The 23,854-nt window shown below is 66.0% G+C and carries 23 protein-coding genes and 1 riboswitch; of the genes, 20 read left to right on the forward strand and 3 right to left on the reverse strand.

Annotation, left to right across the window (positions count from 1 at the left end):
• Positions 1-62: 62 nt before the first annotated feature.
• Positions 63-737, reverse strand: coding sequence for a uracil-DNA glycosylase family protein (locus BLJ79_RS13895; RefSeq protein ID WP_071215356.1), 675 nt, complete (start codon positions 735-737; stop codon positions 63-65).
• A 467-nt stretch (positions 738-1,204) separates the two neighbouring features.
• Between BLJ79_RS13895 and rpsP the strand changes: the two genes are divergently transcribed.
• The 4 genes from rpsP to trmD all read left to right on the forward strand — a co-directional run bounded on the left by rpsP (position 1,205) and on the right by trmD (position 3,457).
• Complete coding sequence (gene rpsP, locus BLJ79_RS13900; RefSeq protein ID WP_071215357.1) at positions 1,205-1,618, forward strand: 30S ribosomal protein S16; 414 nt, start codon at positions 1,205-1,207, stop codon at positions 1,616-1,618.
• 3 nt (positions 1,619-1,621) lie between these two features.
• On the forward strand, positions 1,622-1,861 hold the full coding sequence (locus BLJ79_RS13905) for an RNA-binding protein (RefSeq protein ID WP_071215358.1): 240 nt from the start codon (positions 1,622-1,624) through the stop codon (positions 1,859-1,861).
• A gap of 238 nt (positions 1,862-2,099) precedes the next feature.
• Positions 2,100-2,645, forward strand: a complete 546-nt coding sequence (rimM, locus tag BLJ79_RS13910) for a ribosome maturation factor RimM (RefSeq protein WP_071215359.1) — start codon at positions 2,100-2,102, stop codon at positions 2,643-2,645.
• A gap of 5 nt (positions 2,646-2,650) precedes the next feature.
• Entirely contained in the window at positions 2,651-3,457 is an 807-nt protein-coding gene (gene trmD / locus BLJ79_RS13915) for a tRNA (guanosine(37)-N1)-methyltransferase TrmD (RefSeq protein ID WP_071215360.1), read from the forward strand.
• 21 nt (positions 3,458-3,478) lie between these two features.
• On the opposite strand, the gene BLJ79_RS13920 is transcribed toward trmD, so the two are convergent.
• Both BLJ79_RS13920 and thiC read right to left on the reverse strand, forming a co-directional pair.
• Positions 3,479-4,234: an ankyrin repeat domain-containing protein gene (locus BLJ79_RS13920; RefSeq protein WP_071215361.1), complete on the reverse strand. Its 756-nt coding sequence runs from the start codon at positions 4,232-4,234 to the stop codon at positions 3,479-3,481.
• A gap of 95 nt (positions 4,235-4,329) precedes the next feature.
• Entirely contained in the window at positions 4,330-6,114 is a 1,785-nt protein-coding gene (gene thiC, locus BLJ79_RS13925; RefSeq protein ID WP_071215415.1) for a phosphomethylpyrimidine synthase ThiC, read from the reverse strand.
• 12 nt (positions 6,115-6,126) lie between these two features.
• Positions 6,127-6,234: riboswitch (TPP riboswitch) on the reverse strand.
• 507 nt (positions 6,235-6,741) lie between these two features.
• Here thiC and rplS point away from each other — a divergent pair.
• The 16 genes from rplS to BLJ79_RS14005 all read left to right on the forward strand — a co-directional run bounded on the left by rplS (position 6,742) and on the right by BLJ79_RS14005 (position 23,780).
• Positions 6,742-7,101 carry a 50S ribosomal protein L19 gene (gene rplS / locus BLJ79_RS13930; protein WP_071215362.1) on the forward strand — a complete coding sequence of 120 codons (360 nt, stop codon included), beginning with the start codon at positions 6,742-6,744 and terminating at the stop codon, positions 7,099-7,101.
• 57 nt (positions 7,102-7,158) lie between these two features.
• A complete protein-coding gene (lepB, locus tag BLJ79_RS13935) occupies positions 7,159-7,833 on the forward strand; it encodes a signal peptidase I (RefSeq protein ID WP_139194877.1) in 675 nt (224 codons plus the stop codon).
• A 961-nt stretch (positions 7,834-8,794) separates the two neighbouring features.
• On the forward strand, positions 8,795-11,776 hold the full coding sequence (locus BLJ79_RS13940) for an Ig-like domain-containing protein (protein WP_175475481.1): 2,982 nt from the start codon (positions 8,795-8,797) through the stop codon (positions 11,774-11,776).
• Positions 11,777-11,937: 161 nt separating this feature from the next.
• Positions 11,938-12,498 carry a hypothetical protein gene (locus BLJ79_RS13945; RefSeq protein WP_071215365.1) on the forward strand — a complete coding sequence of 187 codons (561 nt, stop codon included), beginning with the start codon at positions 11,938-11,940 and terminating at the stop codon, positions 12,496-12,498.
• 184 nt (positions 12,499-12,682) lie between these two features.
• Positions 12,683-13,399 carry a signal peptidase I gene (gene lepB, locus BLJ79_RS13950; RefSeq protein ID WP_071215366.1) on the forward strand — a complete coding sequence of 239 codons (717 nt, stop codon included), beginning with the start codon at positions 12,683-12,685 and terminating at the stop codon, positions 13,397-13,399.
• Entirely contained in the window at positions 13,396-14,136 is a 741-nt protein-coding gene (gene rnhB / locus BLJ79_RS13955) for a ribonuclease HII (protein WP_071215367.1), read from the forward strand. Before lepB (BLJ79_RS13950) ends, rnhB begins: the two co-directional genes overlap by 4 nt.
• Entirely contained in the window at positions 14,133-14,453 is a 321-nt protein-coding gene (locus BLJ79_RS13960) for a DUF2469 domain-containing protein (RefSeq protein ID WP_071215368.1), read from the forward strand. The genes rnhB and BLJ79_RS13960 overlap by 4 nt, the downstream gene beginning before the upstream one ends.
• A gap of 159 nt (positions 14,454-14,612) precedes the next feature.
• Entirely contained in the window at positions 14,613-15,584 is a 972-nt protein-coding gene (locus BLJ79_RS13965; protein ID WP_071215369.1) for a hypothetical protein, read from the forward strand.
• A 256-nt stretch (positions 15,585-15,840) separates the two neighbouring features.
• Complete coding sequence (locus tag BLJ79_RS13970; RefSeq protein WP_071215370.1) at positions 15,841-17,496, forward strand: SH3 domain-containing protein; 1,656 nt, start codon at positions 15,841-15,843, stop codon at positions 17,494-17,496.
• Positions 17,497-17,498: 2 nt separating this feature from the next.
• The gene (locus BLJ79_RS13975) at positions 17,499-18,155 is read left to right on the forward strand and encodes a hypothetical protein (RefSeq protein WP_071215371.1); all 657 of its coding nucleotides are present in this window, start codon (positions 17,499-17,501) and stop codon (positions 18,153-18,155) included.
• Positions 18,156-18,207: 52 nt separating this feature from the next.
• A complete protein-coding gene (locus BLJ79_RS13980) occupies positions 18,208-19,176 on the forward strand; it encodes a hypothetical protein (protein WP_071215372.1) in 969 nt (322 codons plus the stop codon).
• The gene (locus BLJ79_RS13985; protein WP_071215373.1) at positions 19,173-19,667 is read left to right on the forward strand and encodes a hypothetical protein; all 495 of its coding nucleotides are present in this window, start codon (positions 19,173-19,175) and stop codon (positions 19,665-19,667) included. The genes BLJ79_RS13980 and BLJ79_RS13985 overlap by 4 nt, the downstream gene beginning before the upstream one ends.
• A gap of 172 nt (positions 19,668-19,839) precedes the next feature.
• Positions 19,840-21,018, forward strand: a complete 1,179-nt coding sequence (locus BLJ79_RS13990; protein WP_139194878.1) for an SH3 domain-containing protein — start codon at positions 19,840-19,842, stop codon at positions 21,016-21,018.
• Between the two features lie 2 nt (positions 21,019-21,020).
• Entirely contained in the window at positions 21,021-21,698 is a 678-nt protein-coding gene (locus BLJ79_RS13995; protein WP_071215375.1) for a hypothetical protein, read from the forward strand.
• A gap of 175 nt (positions 21,699-21,873) precedes the next feature.
• Complete coding sequence (locus tag BLJ79_RS14000; protein ID WP_071215376.1) at positions 21,874-22,233, forward strand: YraN family protein; 360 nt, start codon at positions 21,874-21,876, stop codon at positions 22,231-22,233.
• A complete protein-coding gene (locus tag BLJ79_RS14005; RefSeq protein ID WP_071215377.1) occupies positions 22,230-23,780 on the forward strand; it encodes a YifB family Mg chelatase-like AAA ATPase in 1,551 nt (516 codons plus the stop codon). The genes BLJ79_RS14000 and BLJ79_RS14005 overlap by 4 nt, the downstream gene beginning before the upstream one ends.
• Positions 23,781-23,854: the final 74 nt, after the last annotated feature.

A 23,854-nucleotide genomic window follows, 5' to 3' on the forward strand; every position in this document is an offset into this window, starting at 1 on the left:
GCCACAAGCATGGCACGGGCCGAAGCGGATGCCGCACCCCGGGCGACCCGAGGTATCAAGCGTCACTGGGTTGTTCGCGCCGAACCCGCGGATTCCGGGAGCGCCAAACCACCCGCCCTGCCCCCGCGAAGCCGGCCGGCAATCCCCGCCCAGACGCGTTTTTGTTCCTGCCGGTCCACGGTCCGCTTGGCACCCAGCGGATGAAGGGATCGGACGATGTGCAGCTCGGGGAACGTGGAATGGATTTGCGGAAGCACCGCATCCGCTGCATCTTGGGCCTTCTTCCCCAGGAGCAACAGCATCTCCAGGTCCGTCATCAGCCCCATGACCTCCAGAAGCGCCCGGCCACCCTCGGCCGACTGCTCGGGCGTCAGGTCCCGCTTGGGGTCGCTGCGCGGCCATGGGTACCCGTTCCACTGGCAAAAGTCCGTCGGATGGATGCCGAACTCGGTCATCAAGTGGCGTTGCCGGTCCGCGGCCCGGTCCGGGTTCCTGATGCACATGAAGGTGGTTTCGTCGCGCGGTTCACCCGCGTCGTTCAGGACGATTAGTGCCGGTGCGTGGATCCCGCCGTGCCACGGGGCGGCCAGCGGCAGTCGGACCCCGCCCTTGGCATCGCCGAGCCGCACGATCAACTCGTTGAGGGGAGCCACATGCGCAGCGTGCAGTCCCGCCGCCTGCTCGTCCCAGAACGGGTCGCCGGGCTGGGCGCGCTTCCAGTTGTCGGCCAGTGCCATCGATTCCCTTTGCTTCGCATTCGCCCCGGGATGTCGAACCTCTCCCGGCTGGATACCGAAATATATCAAGGGAAGGGTGCCGATCACTTTTTGCCCGGGGAATCATCGGCAGACCCCACGCCTCGGGCCGGCGGATATTCCTTGTCGCCGTCGTTCCGGAACGCCCATGCCCGGGCGGGGTCGCCGGGTCCGGGCGGGTGGCACGCATCGCGAATGACAGCCGCATTCGACGTCGATGCTTGCCTGTCCGGGCGATGGTTTTTGTGCGATGCGACACGCAGCCAAGGAAAAGTGGTGGCCGGTCCATGGCGGCCAAAACTTTCTGGCATAATGGACAGGTACTCGATTTGAAGTGGCCCCTCTCTCCGCCTTGAATCCTGTCCTTTTGAAGATCTGCGGTATGGCCCGCCCCACGGGTGCAGAAACAGGACTTCGCACATGTTGAGAAAACAGGAGTGACCACTACCGTGGCCGTTAAAATTCGTCTGAAGCGTTTCGGCAAGATTCGCGCACCTTACTACCGTATCGTCGTCATGGATGCTCGCGCCAAGCGCGACGGCCGTGCCATCGAAGAAATCGGCAAGTACCACCCGACCGAAGAGCCTTCGTTCATCGAGGTCAAGTCCGAGCGTGCTCAGTACTGGCTCTCCGTCGGCGCACAGCCGACCGAGCAGGTTGCCGCTCTCTTGAAGATCACCGGTGACTGGCAGAAGTTCAAGGGCATCGAAGGCCAGGAAGGCACCTTGCGCGTCAAGGAAGCCAAGCCGGCATTCGTTGTTCCGGAGAAGGGCTCGGTCATCTTGCCCGAGGCCATCACCAAGAAGGCTGAAAAGCCTGCTGCCGAGGCCGAGGTCGAGGCAGAAGCAACCGAGGCTGAGTAACCAGTGCTCGTTGAGGCGCTGGATCACCTGGTACGTGGCATCGTAGACACCCCCGAAGACGTGCAGGTTGCGTTGAAGGCAAATCGTCGCGGTGACATCCTTGAGGTGCGCGTGCACCCCGAGGATCTCGGTCGGGTCATTGGCCGCCAGGGTCGCACCGCCAAGGCGCTGCGCACCGTGGTTGCAGCACTGGCGGAGGAACCGATCCGCGTTGACGTAGTCGACACGGACCGACGCCGGTAGCCAGCCTCACCACACATTTTTTGTGTACCTTTGGTCCCACGATCCRTSAYGGATCGTGGGACCAAAGTGGCTTAACGGCCATGGTGCGACGCCGCCGTTGGCGGCACGGAGCCGGCAAGGCCCAACTCGCACGTAAGATTGAACCTAGAAAAGTGCCGGGGATGATAGTCCCGCCAAGGCACGCCCCCTTGCCGGAGACCTCCGGCCACCCATTGATTTGTATTCAAGGAGAAAACGCATGCGCCTCCAGGTCGCCCGCATTGGCAAACCACACGGCATCCGCGGAGAGGTGACCGTCCAGGTGCTCACCGATGCGCCGGAAGACAGGTTTGTTCCCGGTGCGGTCTTCGAGGTCGAGCACCCCAGCATCAAGCAGCTCACCGTCGAGGGAGCGCGCTGGAACAAGGAAATCCTGTTGCTGGCCTTCGAGGAGTTGCTTGACCGCAACACCGCCGAGACGGTGCGCGGGGCCAAGCTGTTCATCGACACCGAAGAGGTCGAGGACGATTCCGAGGGCTGGTACGAGCACGAGCTGGTGGACCTCGAGGCCCGCGTGGATGACAAGGTCGTCGGCAAGGTCACCGCACTGCGCACCGGCAACGTGCAGGACCTGCTGGTCGTCGAATCCATCGAAGGCGACGAGATCTACGTGCCGTTCGTCGAGGACATCGTCCCCGAGGTCAACATCGAGGGTGGCTACATCATGCTGACCCCGCCGGCAGGCCTCTTCGAGGTCAACCGCGAGGACGGCTCGGGCGAGAACGCAGCAGGCAAGGAAGCCTAGGCACGATGCGCATTGATGTTGTCTCCATCTTCCCGGAGTACCTTGCCGCCCTTGATTTGTCGCTGATCGGCAAGGCACGGCGGGAAAAGCTGCTGGATCTGAACGTGCACGACCTGCGCGACTACACCCACGACCGCCACCGCACCGTGGATGACACCCCCTACGGCGGCGGCGCCGGCATGGTCATGAAACCGGARCCCTGGGGAGCCGCGCTGGCGCGCATCGCCACCGAATCCCCGGTCTCCAACGCGCTGGGCGACAAGCCGATCCTGATCGTCCCCTCGCCGGCCGGCGCGGTCTTCGACCAGGAGATGGCCTACGAACTGGCCGGGGCGCAGCACCTGGCCTTTGCCTGCGGCAGGTACGAGGGCATCGACGAGCGGGTCCTGGACTTTGCCTCAGAGGCCTTCGACGTGCGCCCGGTGTCCATCGGCGACTACGTGCTCAACGGGGGAGAGGTCGCGGTGCTGGCGATGGTCGAGGCCATTGGCCGGCTGATCCCCGGGGTCATCGGAAACCCGGAGTCGCTGGTCGAGGAATCGCACTCCGACGGACTGCTGGAATACCCGGTGTACACCAAGCCCGGCACCTGGGAGGGCCGCGAGGTTCCCGAGGTGCTGCTTTCGGGCAACCACGGCAAGATCGCGCGCTTCCGCCGCAACAAGCAGCTGGAGCGCACCGCCACCCGGCGCCCGGACCTGATCGTGCAGCTGGATGCCTCCACGCTGAACCGGCACGACCGCGACACCCTGTGGCACAACGGTTTTGCCATCGTCGAGGGTCGCATCGTCCCGAAGGACGCGCTCGGCTAGCAGTTTTCAGATTCGCCACCGCTAGCGCGGTGGCTGGGCATCTTCCAGGAGCCCGGCCACCGCGCTTTGCCGTAGCCGGAGGGCGTGTTCGAGCGCCGTGGTGCCGCCGGAATCCGCGATGGAGGTGTCCGCGCCCGCCGCGATGAGAAGCCGCACCACCTTCTGGTGCGCGGTGCCGCCGTCGCCCAGGATGACCGCCTCGAGCAGGCACGTCCACCCCAGGCCGTTCACGTGGTCGACGTCCGTTCCTGCGTCAATGAGCCGGCGGACCGTTTCGAGGTGGGCGTGCTCGCAGGCCGGAATGAGCGCGGTGCCGCCGTAGCGGTTGGTGCTTGTGACGTCGGCGCCGTGCTGCAGGGTGAGTTCCAGGATCCCGAGGAATCCCTCCGCCCCGGCATGGAGGAACGCCGAATCCGAGATGCCGTCCCGGGCATTGACGTCGGCACCCCGCAGGATCAGTTCCCTCGCCGCTTCCAGCGCGTTGGCCCGCGTGGCGGTGACCAGCACCGGACGGCCATCGGCGTCGCGGAAATCCGGCGAGACCCCGGCATCGAGCAGTTGCCGCACCTGGTCGGCGTCATTGGCCCGGGCCGCGACAAGCAGTGCCTGTCCGGACGTGGACCCGTCGGCGGTTGCGGCTGCCGACGCGGTGGATGGATCGGGCGTCGAGGTCGTTGCGGGCCCGGCGGAGGGTGCGGTGGCGCAGGCGGCCAGCGCCAGCAGCGCCGCGGCCAGGGTCACGGCCATCGGGAAGCGGGATGGGTGGCGCACGGACATGGGCCCATCCTAGCGCGAGGGGGTGGCCAGCCGTGAAGCGCCGGGCCCGGGGCTTGCAGGGGAGCCCGGGCCGGCGCTAGACCGGCAGCGGGCCGCTACGCCCTGGCGGGCATCCCGGGCTCGGGCAGGTAGACCTTGCCGCCGGAGGCCAGGAACTCCTGGCTCTTGTCCCGCATCCCGCTGACCATTTCCGCGATGGCCGCCTGCGAGTCGGCCGAGCCGTATTCGTCGCGGATGTCCTGGCTGATCCGCATGGAACAGAACTTCGGCCCGCACATGGAACAGAAATGCGCGGTCTTCGCCGGCTCGGCCGGCAGCGTCTCGTCGTGGAAGGACTCGGCGGTGACCGGGTCCAGCGACAGGGCGAACTGGTCGCGCCAGCGGAACTCGAAGCGTGCCTTGGACAGCGCGTCGTCCCGTTCGGAGGCGCCCGGGTGCCCCTTGGCCAGGTCCGCTGCGTGGGCGGCGATCTTGTAGGTGATCACCCCGGTCTTCACGTCGTCCTTGTTCGGCAGGCCCAGGTGTTCCTTGGGCGTGACGTAGCAGAGCATCGCGGTGCCGTAGCGGGCGATCTCGGTGGCGCCGATGGCGCTGGTGATGTGGTCGTAGCCCGGTGCGATGTCGGTGACCAGCGGGCCCAGGGTGTAGAAGGGCGCGCCGTTGCACAATTCCTGCTGGCGCTCCACGTTTTCGCGCACCAGGTGGAAGGGGATGTGGCCGGGGCCCTCGACCATGACCTGGACGTCGTACTCCCAGGCCCGTTTCGTGAGCTCGGCCAGGGTGTCGAGCTCGGCGAACTGGGCGGCATCGTTGGCGTCTGCGATGGAGCCGGGGCGCAGCCCGTCGCCCAGGGAGAACGCCACGTCGTACTGCGCGAAGATCTCGCACAGCTCGTCGAAGTGCGTGTAGAGGAAGTTCTCCTGGTGGTGGGCCAGGCACCAGCCGGCCATGATGGCACCGCCGCGCGAGACGATGCCGGTCACGCGGTTGGCCGACAGCGGCACGTAGCGCAGCAGCACCCCGGCGTGGATGGTCATGTAGTCAACGCCCTGTTCGCACTGCTCGATCACGGTGTCGCGGAAGATTTCCCAGGTCAGGGCGTTGGCCTCGCCGTTGACCTTTTCCAGGGCCTGGTAGATGGGCACGGTGCCGATGGGGACGGGGGAGTTGCGGATCAGCCATTCGCGGGTCGTGTGGATGTCGTCGCCGGTGGACAGGTCCATCACGGTGTCGGCGCCCCATTGTGTGGCCCACTGCAACTTGTCCACTTCTTCGGCGATGGAGCTGGTGACGGCCGAGTTCCCGATGTTCGCATTGATCTTCACCAGGAACGCCTTGCCGATGATCATGGGCTCGGACTCGGGGTGGTTGATGTTCACCGGGATGATCGCCCGGCCCGCGGCGACCTCGCTGCGCACCAGTTCCACGTCGCAGTTCTCGCGCAGGGCGACGAACCGCATCTCGGGGGTGGTGATCCCTGCCCGGGCGTAATGCATCTGGGTGACGCGCTTCCCTGCCTCGGCGCGCCGGGGGACCGGCCGGCTGCCCTTCCATTCGGCCGACGCCTTGCCGCGGCGGACCGCCGACTTTCCGTCGTCGAGCAGGTTCCGTTCACGCCCTGCGTAGGTCTGGGTGTCCGCGCGTTCCTCGATCCAGCCGCTGCGGAACGCCGGCAGTCCAACCACCGGGTCGCTTCCGGGTCCGGCGGTGCGGTAGACCTGCAGCGGGGCGTTGTCCTTTCCGCCCGGGGACGGCTCCAGCGCGATTTGCGTGACGGGAACCCGGATCCCGGATTCGTCGTCATCGATGTAGGCCAGCGAGTGGGACTTCAGGGACTGGGTCTCTGCTGCTTCCACGGCGTTTTGGACAGGGCTGTGCATTGAAACGGTGTTGCTCAAGGAGTACTCACTTCCTTCGCCGGCATTACCCGGACAGGTTCAACGGTCTCTCGCTGCATCAGCTCGATCTCAGCCCTTGCAAGGGCCCCCGTGTGGTCGAAAACGAAACTATCACATGATCCGGCCAGGCACCGTTTGTGACCTTGGGCACCGGCAGGTTGTGCCCGGCGGCGCGGACCGGTGTTTGTTCAATGCGTTCCCGATGACTGGTTCCGATCGAATCGGGCCTTATCGTGGCGGGTTTCGGGTCCCCTGGGCGCGTTCGGGGCCGCGATCGCGGCGGGATCCCGTCCGGGCAGAAACTGCCGGTGCTGCTCAGACCCGGAGCATCATCGGGCAGATCCTTTCGATGCGGGTCCGCCTGCGGGTGCGGAACTTCGCACCATGCCCCGGAGTGTGGCAAAATGGATTCTTGGGTCTACTGGGTTCTGCTCCTGCCGCAGGGGGAACGAGTCAACAGTTGGACCAGCCGTCGATCCGCAAACGGATCGCGGTACCAAGCTTCGGACCGCCACATCTTTTTTCCGAGCGCACCTGTGCGCCCCGGGGAACAATTACGGTCCGTGTCTAAAATAGGTGACCTGCGGCGTCTATTTAGGAGATGCATTCATGCATATTCTCGACTCTGTCGATGCAGCCTCGCTGCGCAACGATGTTCCCGATTTCCGCCCGGGCGATACCGTCAAGGTCCACGTCAACATCATCGAAGGCAAGAACACCCGTGTTCAGGTTTTCCAGGGCTTCGTCCTTGGTCGCCAGGGCCGCGGCGTGGGCGAAACCTTCACCGTTCGCAAGGTCTCCTTCGGTGTCGGCGTAGAGCGTACCTTCCCGGTGCACTCCCCGGTCCTGGAAAAGATCGAACTGGTCTCCCGCGGTGACGTTCGCCGTGCGAAGCTGTTCTACATGCGCGATCGCCACGGCAAGGCCGCGAAGATCCGCGAAAAGCGCGACTTCCGGACCGCCAAGTAGCGAGAAAAGCGAGAGCCTTCATCTTCGCGGCCCCCAGGGCTGCGGGGATGGGGAGCCATCGTGGATCGATCTACTGAATCGGAAAGTTTTTCCGCTTCGACAAAGCGCCGGTCTCCTTCGAGGGGCTGGCGCTTTGTCGTTGGCGCGCTTGCAGCGGCGGCTCTGATCACCCTGGTCGTTCGTGCCACCGTCGTTGACTTCTTCTACATCGGTTCCACTTCCATGGAATCCACGTTGAACCCGGGTGATGGGCTGCTGGTGAATCGGCTTGCATACAAGGACGCCGAGATCCAACGCGGGGACGTGGTCATCTTTGACGGCCGCGGTTCCTTCCTGCCCTATCAGCGTCCCGGTGTCCTGGATTCCCTGGCCTGGGCGTTGCGTCTTGCCGGCAAGGACGCGGTGTACGTCAAGCGCGTCATTGGCGTCGGCGGCGACACCGTTTCCTGCTGCAGCCCCGACGGACGCCTGGTCGTCAACGGCATCCCGCTGGAGGAGCCCTACGTTCTTGACGGCAACAAGCCAAGCGACCTTGAATTCGACGTGAAGATCCCCGAAGGGCGCTTGTGGGTCATGGGGGACCACCGTTCGGTGTCCGAAGATTCGCGCGCGCTTCTTGGAGCACCGGGCGGCGGCATGATTCCCGTCGATCGAGTCATCGGCAAGGTCACCGATGTGATCTGGCCGCTGGACCGGAGGCACTCCGTCGAGGGCCAGCTCGCGGCCCCGTAACCTATGGCCCGCCACTGTTGCAGTGGCGGGCTTTTTGTTGCCCAAATTCCTCGGGGATTGAGAGCATGTTCATCCGAATTGTGCGCCGGGTATTGTGTTCCGGCGGGCCGGCGGGCCGGCGCACAGCGCTAGTCATGGGCGCCATCTGGGCTCGACCAGGGCTCCGCATGCGGACCGAGCGAGATGCAGCAGTACCCTGGTTCCCTGCCATCGGCGATACAAGCGCTTTGCTTCTGCCGATGTCCAGTAGCGAGACGGTCGTATTCCTTGAGGACTCCGTCCATCGTGATATCAAGCCCGCTGAATGTCGGGGCGCTGGCGATCGAGCGTGGTCATTCGCAAGCGAAGTGTTCCTCGCTGGAAACTTGGCAACACGGCCCCTCTACTTGTGGTGGATRACCGGGGGGGGGGCGAAGCAGCTGCATAACACGACATTTCACGTCGTTATCGACACGCCTTTGGCTCGTCCCGGGAGGCGGTTCGCAGACCCGGAAAACCTCCTCGCGAGGTATGAAAACTGGACGATTGGCTGCGCGTGGTTTGGTTGGACATTCAAGTAACTACATTTAATGTTTAAAACCGGCGGAGCGCTGCTCGCGGATCCGGATCCGAGCCTAGCGTTGCGGTTGACGCACATCAATCTGCGCAAAAGCTGGGAATCTTGAGAAAATTACGTGAGTGGACGTGGGAATTTTGGTTCGGGCGTGTCGTGGATAGTGAGTAAGAACGCTTCCCGCTCTACCCCCGGGATTGCGCGGAATTCACCCCAACTGGTTGACGCGTCAATTTATCCAGCAAGTGGATATTGGGTCCGCTGATGTTTGTATCCGGATATCTACACAGGTTAGGGTTTCGTTTTGGTAACACTCATTGCTCGCGGTTTGCCCAATCGGATGTCCCCAACGACAGACGCGGCGCACACAAAAGCGAGGTACCACACCTTGAATTGGGAGAATTCCATATGCACGATTCATCACGTGCTCTACTAAAGCGGGGCAGCATCGCCGCCGCGACCACGGCGTTGGTGATCGGCAGCAGCTTCGCTGCGCCGGCATTCGCCACCACCACGGCAAGCCCCGAACCCGTATCCACGGAAACTTCGGCGGCACCCACCACCGAATCGTCACAGGGCTCGAACGATGCCTCGTTGCCGACCGGCTTGAAAGAAGCCGTTGAACGGGACCTCGGCAAGACTCTTGAAGAGTTTTACAAGAACGGCGAGCTGACCGAACTCGTTGCATCGCTCACCAAGGAATTGAACCAGTCCAAGCTCGAAGCAGACTTTGTCATCGCCGAAGAGAAGATCAACGTTACCGTTGCGGCTTCTGCGCTGGATGCAGTCACCAAGAAGCTTGACGAACTGACCAAAGACACCGATGTCGAACTGAACATCACAGCGGCTCCCAAGGCCCTGGCTTCGACCACCCCGGAAACCGTGGCACCAGAGACCAGCGTAAGCAAGACGGCTCCGGAGACCAAGGAATCGACCCCCAAGGCTAAGGACCTCAGCGTCGCCGAGAGCCCCAAGATCGATACCAAGAACGCCCCGGAGATCAAGGTCAAGTCCGCGCCGAAGAACGTGGATGCACTCTTGGACGCCTACGTGGCATCCGTGGAGCCCAAAGCGCTGGCAGACCTTCAGGCGGTCATGAAGACCGGCGACGGCAGCTACGTGATTCGCACCGGTGGCCTGGCCCAAGTCGAGAAGAGCACGGTAGCACCAAGCCCGACGCCTTCGACCCTCAGGTTCACCGAAAAGATGACCCCGGAGGAATTTGCAGCCCAGTACCCGAGCGTCAAGCTCAAAGCTGCGGAAGGCCCGGCGAAACCTGCTGAAGCCAACGACGTACTTGGCGGTATGGGCTACGGAGCCGAAACCAGCCCCGGTAGCTTCGCCGTCTGCTCCCTCGGCTTCAACGGGTTCAACGTATCCGGTGACGATGCAGTAATTTCCGCCGGCCACTGTACACACGACGGTGACTACTCGGATGTCAACATCCTTGAGCACTCGGCCCCTGGAGCCTTTGATGGCAAGGGCGCGGCCTTGGGAACTTTCGGGTTCTCGCAGTTCGGCGGACCTGGCGACAGCCCGGTGACCGGCTTGGTTCCTGGAGCAACGGAAGATGATCTTGGCAATGTCGGAACCGACATTTCCGTCGTCGATAACATCAACAAGGATCTGAACCTCAAAGCCATGGTTGCGGACTGGAAGAGCGCCGAAGTGCGCGATTCCGGGACCAAGGTCACCGGCGTGGCCAGTGCCGTGATCGGTGCCGACATCTGCAAGTCCGGCCGCACCACCGGCTGGACCTGCGCGAAGGTGAAAGAAGCCGGGATCTTCCTGGTCGGCGGTTTTAGGAGCCCAGGCCCTGAGGACGCCCGCGGCGTTCGCGGCTTCGTCATCTCCAACCCCATCGTCGATGGCAAGTACACCAAGGCATTCGAGGGCGACTCCGGCGGTTCGGCCATTTCCGGCGGCACCGCCGTCGGCGTGACCAGCGCCATCTCTCCGTCCGATGGTGGCATTGCGTACTTCACCGACATCCAGGACGGCCTGAAGCACGCCAAGGGCTACTCCATCGCCATGTTCCTTAACGCACCTGCCATCGCCACTCCGGCAAATGGCTCGAACGTCTCGGCGGGTGAAACCCTCAACGGCACCGTGGCAAGCGCACCATCCGGCTCGACCGTCAAGGTTGTTTCGGGCGGCAAGGAAATCGCCAAGGCCAAGGTCGCCAACGGCAAGTTCAGCTTCAAGGCTCCGGCCAAGTTCGGCAAGTTCGACTTCACCCTGCAGACGATCAACGGCTTCAACGAGTCCGAGACCACCGCAGGATCGTTCAACGTTGTCATCGGCGCCCCGGCCATCACCACCCCGAAGAACGACGCCACGCTCAACGCGCCGGTGTCMACCATCTCGGGCGCCGGCGTTGTCGGAGCCACAGTGACCCTCACCGGCGATGCCACCGGCACCGCCACGGTCGCGGCCGACGGCACCTGGAGCGTCAAGCTCACCGAGGCACTGTCCTACGGCGAATACTCGATCTCCGCCACCCAGGCGCGCGACGGCCAGACCTCGAAGGCAGTCACCAGCGCCTTCAAGATCCAGCTTGACGCACCGGCCATCACCACCCCGGCCAACGGCAAGACCTACACCGAGGCACAGAAGGTGATCGCCGGTACCGGCGTCGCCGGCGCCGAGGTCAAGTTGACCCTGCCCGATGCCGAGCAGGCCTCCGCGGCTGCCACACAGCTGGTCACCGTCGGCAACGACGGCAAGTGGAGCTTCACGCTGGAAGACGATGCTGCCCTGTCCTACGGGTCGCACAGCGTCACCGCCGTGCAGAGCGTCGGGGAAACCACCTCGGCCGCCGCCAAATCCAGCTTCAAGGTCGTTCCGGTCGCCCCGACGATCGAATCTCCTGAAGACGGCGAGAAGTTCGCCTTCGACAAGGCCCCGAAGGCCATCAGCGGCTTTGGGATCAACGGTGCCACCATCAAGGTGACCATCGGCGACACCGAGCTCACCGCAACGGTTGCCAACGACGTCTGGACCGTCCTGGTTCCGGCCGACCTCAAGTCCGGCGACCACAAGGTCACCGCCGTGCAGGTCATCGACGAGGTTGCCTCGGCATCCGCATCGATCTCCTTCACCCTGGCTGCCGAGCCGAAGCCGGAGCCGACCGAGGAGCCAACGGCGTCGCCGGAGCCTTCCGAGGCCCCGACCGCGTCGCCGAAGCCCAGCCAGGATCCGGAGCCTTCCAAGGCACCGGTGGCCCCGCAGGGCAACACCAACGACGATGACAACGACAGCGACCCGTTGGCCAACACCGGCCCGAACGCCGCACTGCCGTTCATCGCCACCGGCGGCGTCCTGCTGGTCGCAGGCGGAGCGTTCCTGCTCTTCCGCCGCAAGAACACCAAGGGGCACCACGGTGCCTAACCACGCGGTTCTCGGCTAGCCGGGACCCGTGGACGCGGGGGCCTTTCGCGGAATTGCTTGCAATTCCCTGGGAGGCCCCCTCCGCTTTTCCCACGAGCTTGTCAGCAAACACCCCAGATGGGCCCCTAGACTCGGCCCGAAGAAGAAGGTGGTCATCACACATGAAGAACCCCACGACACGCGTTGCCCTGGGCGGGGCCGCATTGGCCGCGGCGCTGCTGCTTTCGGCCTGCGGATCCGAGGCCGGATCCCCGGCCTCGTCCGACCCGACAGCTTCGACATCCGTCAGCAGCGCGCCCGAGCAGAGTCAGGACCCCCAATTGCTCCAACTCAATGAAACCCTCAAGGACACCTTGGGGGACAAGTACTCCGAGGCATGGATCGCCGAGGACAAGCTGCACGTCGCGGTCACCGACAAGGCCGCCGAGGCGACCGTCACCGAGGCCGGAGCGGTGGCGCACCTGGCCAGGTACAACGCGGCCGAACTCGACGCCGCGATCGGCAAGATCATGGCCTGGCAGCGCGAGCAGGGCGGAGCCGTCGCCACCGCCATCCACCGATACGTCCCCTCCGGGCGCAACGGATCGATCATCCTGGCCGTGGACCCGTCCCAGCTCGAAACCGTCAAGAAGGGCCTGGCCGCCGCCGACGTCACCGGCGGGATCTCGCTGGTCTTCGAGGAATCGGCCGGTCCGGCTTCCCCGGCTGCGAGCAGCAACTAAACCGCACCATGGTGTGTGGCGCGCCTTGCGGCATCCGCAGGCGCGCCATACGGCTCCCACTGGCCGTGCGACGTAGGGTGGTAGCTGAAGGATCGTGATTCGTTTCCGCCTGCCCGAAGGGGCGGTCGGGCGCGGGTGCGGCCCGCATTGCCAGAGACAAGAACTTGAAAGGGCCTGCACCCACGTGAGCCACGCCAGCGACCCAGCCGCAACACCGGAGCAACCGGGCAAGAAAAGAAATCCCGTATGGGCAGCTGTCCGCGAGGTCCTGATCATCGTCGTGGTCGCCCTGGTGATCTCACTGGTCGTCAAGACGTTCTTCTTCCGCGCCTTCTACATCCCCTCGGGATCGATGGAAGAAACTCTGCAGGTCAACGACCGCATCTTTGCCAACCTCATGGCACCTGGCCCCTTCGAGCTCAACCGCGGCGATGTGGTGGTCTTCCGCGACGAGGAGGGCTGGCTGCCTCCGATCCCCGCCACGGCCACCAACCCGGTGACCGAATTCTTCACCTTCGTCGGCCTGCTGCCGGATCCGTCCAACCAGCACCTGATCAAGCGGATCATCGGCATGCCCGGGGACACCGTGGCCTGCTGCTCCGCCGACGGCAAGCTCACCGTCAACGGCACGGCAATCACCGAGCCGTACATCTTCCCGGGCGACAACCCCTCGGACTCCGAGTTCACCAAGACCGTGCCCGAGGGCAAGCTCTGGGTCATGGGGGACCACCGCGCGGCCTCCGCGGACTCCCGCTACCACGGGGAGCTGCAGGGCGGCTTCGTGGACATCTCCTCCGTCGAGGGCCGCGCCGCGGTGATTTCCTGGCCGCTGGACCGCCTCGGTTCGATCTCCGGGCACCACGAGGTCTTTGCCAACGTCCCGGCCCCGGCCAGCAAATGAGCCCGGTCGCACCGACCCTGCAACACGAACTGGCCCTGGCGGCCGCCGGCGGCCACCGCTTCATCGGCGCCGCCGACGAGGTGGGGCGCGGTTCGCTGGCCGGACCGGTGTCCGTGGGCTACGTCGTGATCGACCCCGCGGCGGTTCCCGAACTGCCCGGGGTGCGGGATTCGAAGCTGCTCTCCGACGCCGTGCGCCACGAACTGGCCCCGGCGATCAAGTCCTGGGCCGCGGCCTGGGGCGTGGGGCACGCCAGCGCCGCGGAAATCGACGCCCTGGGCCTGGTCCCGGCGCTGCGCCTGGCCGGGTACCGCGCCGCCACCGCAGCGCACCGGGTGCAGCAGGCCGACGCGGTGCTGCTGGACGGCAACCTCGACTGGCTCTCGGCCACCGTCCAACCCATGCTGCTCGATTCCCTGGTGCCCGGATTCGGGGAACCGGCGGACATCGACGGGCTGCTGATCCCCGTCCGCACCTTGGTCAAGGGCGACCTGCTGGCGCTGTCCATCGCCGCGGCCTCCATTTTGGCCAAAGTCGAACGTGACGACCTCATGGATGGTTACGATCGCGATTACCCGGCGTACGGTTGGATACAGAACAAGGGGTATGGCACCGCCGCCCACCGGGCGGGCATCCTCGCGCACGGCGCGAGCGAGTACCACCGCAAGACCTGGCAGCTGACACCCAAGCCGCCGGGACCTACCACCAAGGCGAAGGGCGAGGGGAGAACACCATGAGTGCCGAAGACCTGGAAAACTACGAAGCGGAACTCGAGCTGCAGCTCTACCGCGAATACAAGGACGTGGCGAACCTCTTCAATTACGTCGTGGAAACCGAACGACGTTTTTACCTGGCCAACAACGTGGACCTCAAGACCCGCTCGGCCGACGGCGAGGTCTTCTTCGACCTCACGCTCACCGACGCCTGGGTCTGGGATGTCTACCGCACCGGCCGCTTCGTGCAGTCGGTGCGCATCGTGACCTTCAAGGACGTGAACATCGAGGAACTGAACCGCGTCGATGACCTCTCCATCCCCAAGGACGGGCTGAACTAGGCCGCTCCGCCACCTGCCCCCGATGCCGCGCACGCGATTCGTGCCCGGACCCGGGGGCAGTGCCATGTGCGGCCTGCGGCGGTTTCGCCCGGGATCCGGCGGCATCGCTGTTAGGCTCGGGCAAAACAGTGTTCCGGACCCCGGAAGGACGCAGCAACGATGAGCGAACAGCCAGGCAATGGGAACCCCGACGGGGAAAACACGCCGGAGCAGGAGGCCGGGACGGTTTCCTTCGGCAGGATATCGGGCGGCACCCGAAACGGGCTGCCCTTCCTCAGCGCGTTGTCCTTCGACTTCGATGACGGGGCCCCGGACGCCCGGGCCGGCAAGCATGCCTTCGAATCGGCGATCTTCGGCCTCAACACCGCGCTGCACGGTTACCTGCAGGTGCTGGGAACCCGCGAGCCGGACTTCGACGCCGCCCTTGGCCCGGAGCATGAAGACACCGAGTTGCTGGCCGCCTCCGACGCGGTGCACAACGCACTCGAGGACCTGGGCCTGGGGCACCGGGCCTGGACCGGCCACTCGTTCCTGGAAGGCCCGCTGTATCGCGAGGTGCCGTTCGACCCCGGGGACCCGGAGGACTGGGCCCGGATGCTGGAAGCGGACGAGCTCTCCCGGAACCAGGAGGAGGAACGCTTCGGGCCGCGGCTCGATGAAGTGGGCGCCACGGTGCCCCTGGGCAGGGTGTTGCACCACGACGCGCACGAGGTGCTGCATCTGGGAACCGCGACGGTGCACAGCACCGGGGTGCTGTTGTCCTTCGACTACCTGAACCTGCGCGGGGCCCACGAGGACGCCCTGAGCTGGCACCGACGGAGCCACGAGACTCTCGGTGCGGTCGAACTCGGGCTGGAGCTGGGGGACCCCGGCACCGGGACCCGCTACCCCGCCGAGGTGCACGGGGGCGAGGGGAACGTGGAGAGCGGGTGCTACCGGCTGGTCCACCGCTTCTGGGTTTCGCGCGCCCTGGATGCCGACCTGCTCGCCGGAACGTTCACGGTCAACGGCGCGCCCACCGCGGAGGGGCGCACCGAGCCGCTGGCCATCGGGTTCGAGTTGGACACCGCGGTGTTGCGCGAGTCGGTGACCGGCATCCGCAGGTTCGGGAACCACGCCACGGGAGCCTGAAGGCGGCGGCCCGGCAGCCCGCCGGTGCGCCGGGCGTACCGGTATTCCGCACAGTCGATGGCAGAACTTCACAACTCGCCTTGGCGCTTCTGGCCACTACCAACGCGTCGCAAAAGTCAGTACATTGATCCGTAACGATCGCGTGCAAATGCAGATCGTCCATTCGTCGCACGTATGGTTGATCATGTGCCGTCGCCGGGGCCGCCACCGCGGCCGTGCGCGGCATCGGGCAAAACAGGACCAATGGGGGATCCGAGTGCAAAAGAAGAGAATCGCCGCCGTGCTGGCACTGGCCATCGCCGTGACGGGAAGCAGCACCGGTTTCATGTCTCCGGCGACCAGCCAGGTCCTCGCTCCGGCAGCAACAACGTCGTGGGCCATGCCGGGGCTGCTGGAACCGATGGGCAGTGCGCCACTGGGCATCGCCGCGAAAAAGGTGAACCTGAAGAAGGCCACCACCAACAACCTGAACCTGCGCAAATCACGCAGCGCCAAGGCCAAGGTCCTGCTGGTGATCCCGAAGAACGCCGCTCTGACCGTCACCGAGACCATCGGCACCTGGAGCAAGACCAAGTACAAGGGCAAGACCGGTTGGGTGGCCTCCCGGTACCTGAAGAACGCACCGGCCGCGAAGAAGGCGGCACCCCCGAAGGCCCAGCCGCAGGCGAAGGCCACGCCCTCCGCCCAGAAGATCACCAAGAACAACCTCAACCTGCGCCAGGGAAAGAGCACCAAGACCAAGGCGTTGGTGACCATCCCGAAGAACACCACCATCACCGTCACCGCAACCAGCGGCACCTGGAGCAAGACCAAGTACAAGGGCAAGACCGGCTGGGTGGCCTCCAGCTACCTCAAGAACGCCCCCGCGGCCAAGAAACCGGCACCCAAGCCACAGGCCGCCACGCACCGCTACACCACCGGGTTCACCACGCTGCGCCAGGGCGCATCGAAGACCAGTGCATCGCTGGGGGTCTACCAGCGCCGTGCCAAGGTCGAATTCCTTTCGGCCTCCGGGGCCTGGAGCAAGGTCAAGGTGTCGGGAAAGACCGGCTACATCGAGTCCGCCCACCTGTCCAAGACCAATCCCGCCATCGTGCACCGCTGGCTGAAATCGACGCAGGCCGTGTACGCGGGCACCAACAACAAGTCCGCCAAGGTCACCTCGGTGAAAAAGGGTGCCAAGGTCGAGTGGCTGCGCACCAGCGGCGGCTGGACCGGGATCCGGACGGGCGGCGGCAACGGCTGGGTGCCGACCTCCACGCTTTCCACCAGCACCATCGGCCCCACCACCGCTAAGCCCCCGGCACCGAAGGCGACGTACCGCTGGACCACGGCAACGGTCAACATCCGCAAGGGGTCGGGCACCTCGCACAAGTCCCTGGGCAAGGTCCCGGCCAACGAGCGCGTCACCTACCTCAAGACCGCCAACGGCTGGTCGAACGTGGTCTCCTCCAAGGGCACCGGCTGGATCTCCAACCAATACCTGGACAAGGAAGGCCAGCACTCCTTCGCCGTCTACGGAACCCTGCGCAAGGGACAATCGGCGTACTACATCCTCAAGGGCAAGACCTCGAAGGAAACCAAGACCACGATCGCCTCGCACCGCATGTACCTGCAGCCGAACAAGACCTGGCTCTCTTACGTCATCCCCAGCAAGAGCGCCGCCGACAAGGTGGTTGTCGAGCGGATGGAGATCAAGCCGGCCAGCTACCGGGCGACCGTGGTGAACATGGACAAGTGGGAGCGTTTCAACCCCAACAAGCCGCTGGCCGACCAAAACTACAACCGCGTGCTGGTCACCGACAGGGACGGCCACAGGTCCTGGGCCTACCTGGGCTCGAAGAAGATCGGGGCCTACCTGACCAAAAACGGAATCCGTGTGACTTCCGGCGACTACCTGAAGAGGTTCTGAGCATGAAGAAGCAGGGCAAGATCATCACCGGCGTCGTCTCATCCGCCGCGGTCGTGGGGTTGGTGGCCTGGGGCATCGGGTTCGCCGGTGCCGCCAGCAGCAACGAATGGAAGCTTCCCGGCGACCTGGTGGCCGGCCCCGCGATTGCCGAGGCCAATCCGTCCACCGGCACCGCGGTGAAAACCGACAGGTTCGACAACGTGCAGAAGAAGATCGGCGAAAAGGCCGGCCTGATCGATGAGCAGACCAACAAGAGCTACTTCACCATCGAGGTCACCAAGACGCAACTGCTCTCCCGGTGCACCTCGCGCGTGGGCAACCAGCAGCTGGCACCGACCCGCTCCAGGTTCCTGGTCCTGGACGTCAAGGCCACCCTGGCCGCTTCGGTCTCAGAGCAGGTCGGCGGCAGCACCCAGGACCTGTTCATGCCGCTGGTGGCCGAGGCGTTCTCCGTGACCACCTCCAGCGGGACGCCGGACCGCAACGTCACCTCGGAGACGGCCTGGGGCTGCTTCGACGACTCGGTGCTGTTGCCGCCGGTGGTCAACCCCGGCCAAAGCGTCACAGGCAAGGTCGTCCTGGACGTGGACGCGACCAAGGGCAAGGTGGCCTACGACCCCGAAGACAACGGCGGCTGGTCCTGGCCCTACGGCGGGTAGCCCGGAACCTCGGTCCCCGACCTCCGAGCCACCGAAGGAGCACCCTGCGATCATGACCGAGCACCCAGGCACGCCCGACCCCGAGGACTCCAACGATTCGGGGGAAGCGCACCGGGAAGAACCGGAAGTCGAGGACTTCGGATTCCTCACCGCTGGCCACGCCTATGACAGCTCGCTGTCCCTGGAGTTCGGCGAGGTCGAACGCGATCCCGAGGTCGGCAAGCGTGCCTTCGATGTCTCCATCCCCGCGCTGAAGGCGGCACTGCTGGCCTACGCCCACGCATTGGAGGAACGCGGGGGACGGATCTCCGATGCGCTGCGCACCCCCGAGCTCGCCCCCGAGTTGTTCGCCGCCTCCGGCGGTGTCCACGCGGCGCTTGACGAGCTGCTGGTCGCGCACCAGGTGTACACCGGCGAGCGCCTGCCCGAGGTGCCGCCGGATCGGTCCGGTTCGGACGAGCTAACCGCCCCGGATCACTGGGCGGAACTTGTTGCGGCCAACGAGTCCACCGAGGATGCCGACGACACGCATTGGCCGCGCCCCACCGAGCTCGGGGCCACCGTGGTCCTGGACCAAGTCATCCACGACACACCGGCCCAGTTCCTGCGGCTGGACACCGCGCAGGTCTTCGGCAACGGGGTGCTGCTGATGGTCGACTGCGTCGTTGTGCGCGGGGTGCGCGAGGACGGGTTGATCTGGTTCCGGCGCAGCAACGAACAGCACGGGAACGTCGAGATCTCCCTGGAGCTTCGCGATGCGGAAACCGGCGCGCCACAGTCCTGTGCGCCACACCGGGCAGACGGGAACGTGGGGCCGCACTGCTACACGCTGAACCACCAATTCTGGATCCATCCCGCACCGGAAGCCGAGGAGCTCGCCGGGACCCTCGCCGTCCACGACGCGATCGGGCCCGACGGCACTGCCGCACCGTTGGAGGTCCAATTCCGGTTGGACACCTCCGTGCTGCGCGAGGCGGCACAACGCATCCGCACCTTCGGCCACCGGGAGCCGGGTACATGAGCCCCGAAACCCCGAACGATGCCGTCCCCGAAACCGAGGTGCCCTACGTGCTCGCCTTCAACCGGGTGCTGCACCAAGACCAGCGGCACCGGCTGTCCCTGCGCGAGGCCCGCGTCCACTCCACCGGCGCCGTGCTGGTCCTGGACCGCGTCTTCCACCGACTGCCCGCCGAGGAGCAACTTGCCTATCGCCGGGCGCTGATGGACTCCCACGCGGCAGGGGAAGGGGAACTGGTGTCCACCGGCCTCGACGGGACCGAAACGGTCCTCGGCCTTCTCACCGGGGAATCTGCCGAGGACCGCAGCGGAAGCTACGCCCGCCTCGAGCACTGGGTGCCGGGCAACTTCGGAACGGCGCCCCTGACGCTGTGCCTGTGCGGGACCGGCCTCCCGCGCGAGGTCGACTTCGGGATCGACGGGCACCTTCTGCGGGCGGCCCAGGCCCAGGTCCATTCCACCGGTACCTCGGAGCTCGGTTTCCCGATCGGCTGAGTCCCGCTCCCCAACGGCGCCTTTGCCAAGGGCGGCGGCCCGAGACAACCGCCAAAAAACCCTGGATGTTCCCGCGTCACCTTTCCGCCCCGGCTGGACACTACCTCGATACAGGCAACACCCGATCGCCTTGACCCGGCGCACCGGAACCACAACCCATGAGGTGTTTCGATTGCACAGGTACACATTGGGCACGGCCCTTGCCCTCGCCGTCGCGGTGACCGGGGGAACCACCGGCCTTGCCGCGCCCCCGGCACACTCTGCCCCGGCCCCGTCAACCACCCTGGATTCGTCCACGCGCTCCCTGCCGCCCGGAGCCGGCGTGGCTGCCATCGCGGCACAGGCCGCGAACCAGCAGAAGACCACGACCCACAACTTGAACCTGCGCCGGGGCAAGAGCACCGGCACCAAGGTCCTGCTCACAATCCCGCGCAACACCACGCTGGTGGTCACCTCGACCAGCGGGTCGTGGAGCCGGACCAGCTACAAGGGCAGGACCGGCTGGGTGGCTTCGGCCTTCCTGAAGAATGCGGCGGCCGCCAAGGCTCCTGCCAGGTCCACTCGCAAGAGAACCACCTACAACCTGAACCTGCGCCGGGGCAAGAGCATCGGCACCAAGGTCCTGGCCACGATCCCGAAGGGGACAACGTTGACGGTCACATCGACCAGCGGGTCCTGGAGCCGGACCAGCTACAAGGGCAGGACCGGCTGGGTGGCCTCGGCCTACCTGAAGAACGCGGCGGCCGCCAAGCCCACCTACCGCTGGACCACGGCAAACGTCAACGTCCGCAAGGGAAACAGCACCAGGCACGGTTCGCTGGGGGTCGTACCGACAAATACGCGCGTCACCTACGTGAGGACCTCGGGCGGCTGGTCGAAGGCCAAGACCTCCAAGGGCACCGGCTGGATCTCCAACAAGTACCTCGACAAGCATCCCCAGCACTCCGTTGTCGTCTACGGAACCCTGCGCAAGGGCCAATCCGCCCACCACATCCTCTCGGGCCGGACCACGAAGCAAACCAAGACCAAGCTGGCGTACTACAACATGTACCTCAAGCCCCACCAGACGTGGTGGTCCTTCATCACGCCCTCCTCCTCCAGGTCCCGCACGGTGGTGGTCGAACGCATGGACATCAAATCCGGGCACTACCGTTCCACCCTGGCAAACCTGGACAAGTGGGAACGCTTCGACGCGACCAAGCCGTTGGCCGACCAGAACTACAACCGCAAGCTCGTCACCGACCGGGACGGCAAGATCTCCTGGGCCTACGTGGGGGGCTCCAAGATCAGCAAGTACCTGTCCATGCACGGGATCCGCCTGGTCTCCGGCGACTACCTGTCGAGGTACTGACCATGAAACGCCACGCACCCACGCTCGTCTGCCTCGCCGCGGCCATCGGCATCGCGGCCACCGGATGCACGGGCACCACGGCTCCCAATCCGTCCCAGGCTGCGCCGTCCCCCGCACCGGCAACCGCGGGAATGCCTGCGCCAGATGCGGGACCGGCCCCGTCAATCGCGCAATCCAACCCGGGCACCGGCACCACGGTGAAGACCGATGGGCACGCCAACGTCCGCAAGCAGGCAGGGGAGAAAGCCGGGCTTCTCGACGAGAAAACCCAAAAGAGCTACTTCACCATCGAGATCACCAACGCCTCCTTGGCCGCCGAATGCACTCCCCGCGTCGGCACGACTCCGCTGAAGCCCACCCGCAGCGCGTTCCTCATCCTGGAGGTCAAGGCCAGCCTGGCAGGCAACGTCGCGGCGAAGGTCGGCGGTGACCTGGACGAATCGTACATGCCGCTGGTCGCCGAGGCCTTCGCCGTGGCAGCTCCGGACGGGAAACCCGACCGCAATGTCACCTCGGAGACCGCGTGGGGGTGCTTCGACGACGCGGAGCTGTTGCCGCCGGTGCTGAACCCGGGCCAGACGGTTTCCGGGAAACTGGTCCTCGACGTGTCGGCCACCGCGGGACGGGTCGCCTACGATCCACAGGATGACGGCGGCTGGTCCTGGCCCTACGGGGGATAAAAAACTCCGTAGGGGTGCCTCGGCGCTCGCCGATCGTGGCTGCCGGCGGTTATCCACACCGGTGCCTCCGGCCCGGCGCTCGCCGTCCGGCCCGGTGCATCCTTGGAACCAACCGACCAGCAACCCCCTCCACTGTCCCCGGGGGATCGCGGTCGGAGAACCCAGGAGTGTGCCCATGAACCACAACCAGGAACTCGGTGCCAAAGGCGAGGAACTTGCCGCCAGCTACCTGCTGAACTCCGGCTACAGGGTGCTGGAACGCAATTGGCGCTGCAACCTCGGCGAGTTGGACATCGTCGCAGAGGCGAACGGCCAGATCGTCGGGGTGGAGGTCAAGACCCGCAGCTCGCTGGGCTTCGGGCACCCGGCCGAGGCGGTGAACCCGGCCAAGCTGCGCAGGCTCTCGCGCCTGGTGCGGCGCTGGTGCGTGGCCCATCGCCGCAACCCGGGTGCCGTGCGGGTGGACGTGGTGGCGATCCTGATGCCCCCGGGTGCGCAGCCAAGCATCGAGCACCTGGTGGGGGTGGAGTCGTGAGCCTGGCCCGCACCCTGGGCATCGGGCTCACGGGCCTGTCCGGGGCGCTCATCGAGGTGGAAGCGGATGTCGGCAACGGCATCCCCGGCTTCATCCTGCTGGGGCTGCCCGACGCCGCATTGAATGAATCACGTGAGCGCATCCGGTCCGCGGCCCGCAACTCCGGCATCCCGCTGCCCAACCGGCGGCTGACGGTGAACCTGACCCCCGCCACGCTGCACAAGCGCGGTTCCGGATTCGATCTGGCCATCCTGTTGGCCGCACTGGCTGCGGACCGGGCCATCACCCCGGCCCCGGGCGTGGTCTACCTGGCCGAGCTCGGCCTCGACGGGTCCCTGCGCCCGATCCCCGGGGTGCTTCCGGCCGTCATGGCCGCCGTGCGCGCGGGCTGCCCGGCGGTGGTGGTCGCCGAGGAGAACGGCGCGGAGGCGCAACTGGTGGCAGGAGCCCGCGTGCGCTCCTACGCTCACCTGTCCCAGGTCCTGGCCGACTGCGGCGCCGACCCCCTCGCGCTGCGCTACAGGGCCCGGCACAATTCGCCCGCGCGCAAGGGCGCGGCATGGTCGGCAACAGGCAGCCCCGAGCCGGACCTGTCCGAGGTCCTCGGCCAGGCCCAAGGCAAGTACGCCCTGGAGGTCGCGGCCGCCGGAGGACACCACCTGCTGTTCACCGGGCCTCCCGGGGCGGGGAAGACCATGCTCGCCCAACGCCTGCCCGGGCTGCTGCCCGACCTCGACGATGCCCAGGCGCTGGAAACCACCGCCGTGCATTCGCTGGCCGCCGGGGGAACGACCATCACCTCGCTGCTGCGCCGCCCGCCCTTCGAGTCCCCGCACCACAGCGCCTCCATGGTCGCGCTCATTGGAGGGGGCAGCGGCATCCCGCGCCCCGGTGCCGCCTCCCGGGCGCACCGGGGCGTGCTCTTCCTGGACGAGGCACCGGAGTTCTCGGCCACGGCCCTGGACGCGCTGCGCCAGCCCCTGGAATCCGGGGTGCTGGTGCTGCACCGGGCGGCGGGCACCGCCAGCTACCCGGCGCGCTTCCAGCTGCTGCTGGCGGCCAACCCGTGTCCCTGCGGACGCAACCTGGGCAAGGGGACCGAGTGCACCTGCACCCCGATGCAGCGCCGACGCTACCTGGCCCGGCTCTCGGGCCCGCTGCTGGACCGGATCGACATGCAGCTCTTTGTGCCGCAGCTATCGGCCCGGGAGCTGGCCGGACGCGACACCGGAGAACGCTCCGCGGTGGTGGCCGCCCGGGTCGCCAAAGCCCGTGGCGCGGCCCGCGACCGGCTCAAGCGTTGGGGGATCGGCACCAATGCCGAGGTGCCCGGGGCGATCCTGCGCAACGAGCTGCGCCTGCTGACAGCAACCCTGGCCGGGCTGAACCGGGCCACCGAGTCCCTGCGGCTGAGCGCGCGCGGATATGACCGGGTGCTGCGCATTGCCTGGTCCATCGCGGATTTGAACTCCCATGCCTGCCCGACGGCGGACGACGTGGATGTGGCGATCCAGCTGCGCCAACACGGCAAGGGGGACGTGGGCTGAACCTCGCCGCATAGGGCTTTGGCACCGCTGCGCGGGGACCTCGATGACCTCTCCGTTGCGCAGCAGCGCCGACC

Source organism: Arthrobacter sp. UCD-GKA, assembly GCF_001863355.1.
In the GTDB taxonomy this organism is placed as follows: Bacteria; Actinomycetota; Actinomycetes; order Actinomycetales; family Micrococcaceae; genus Paeniglutamicibacter.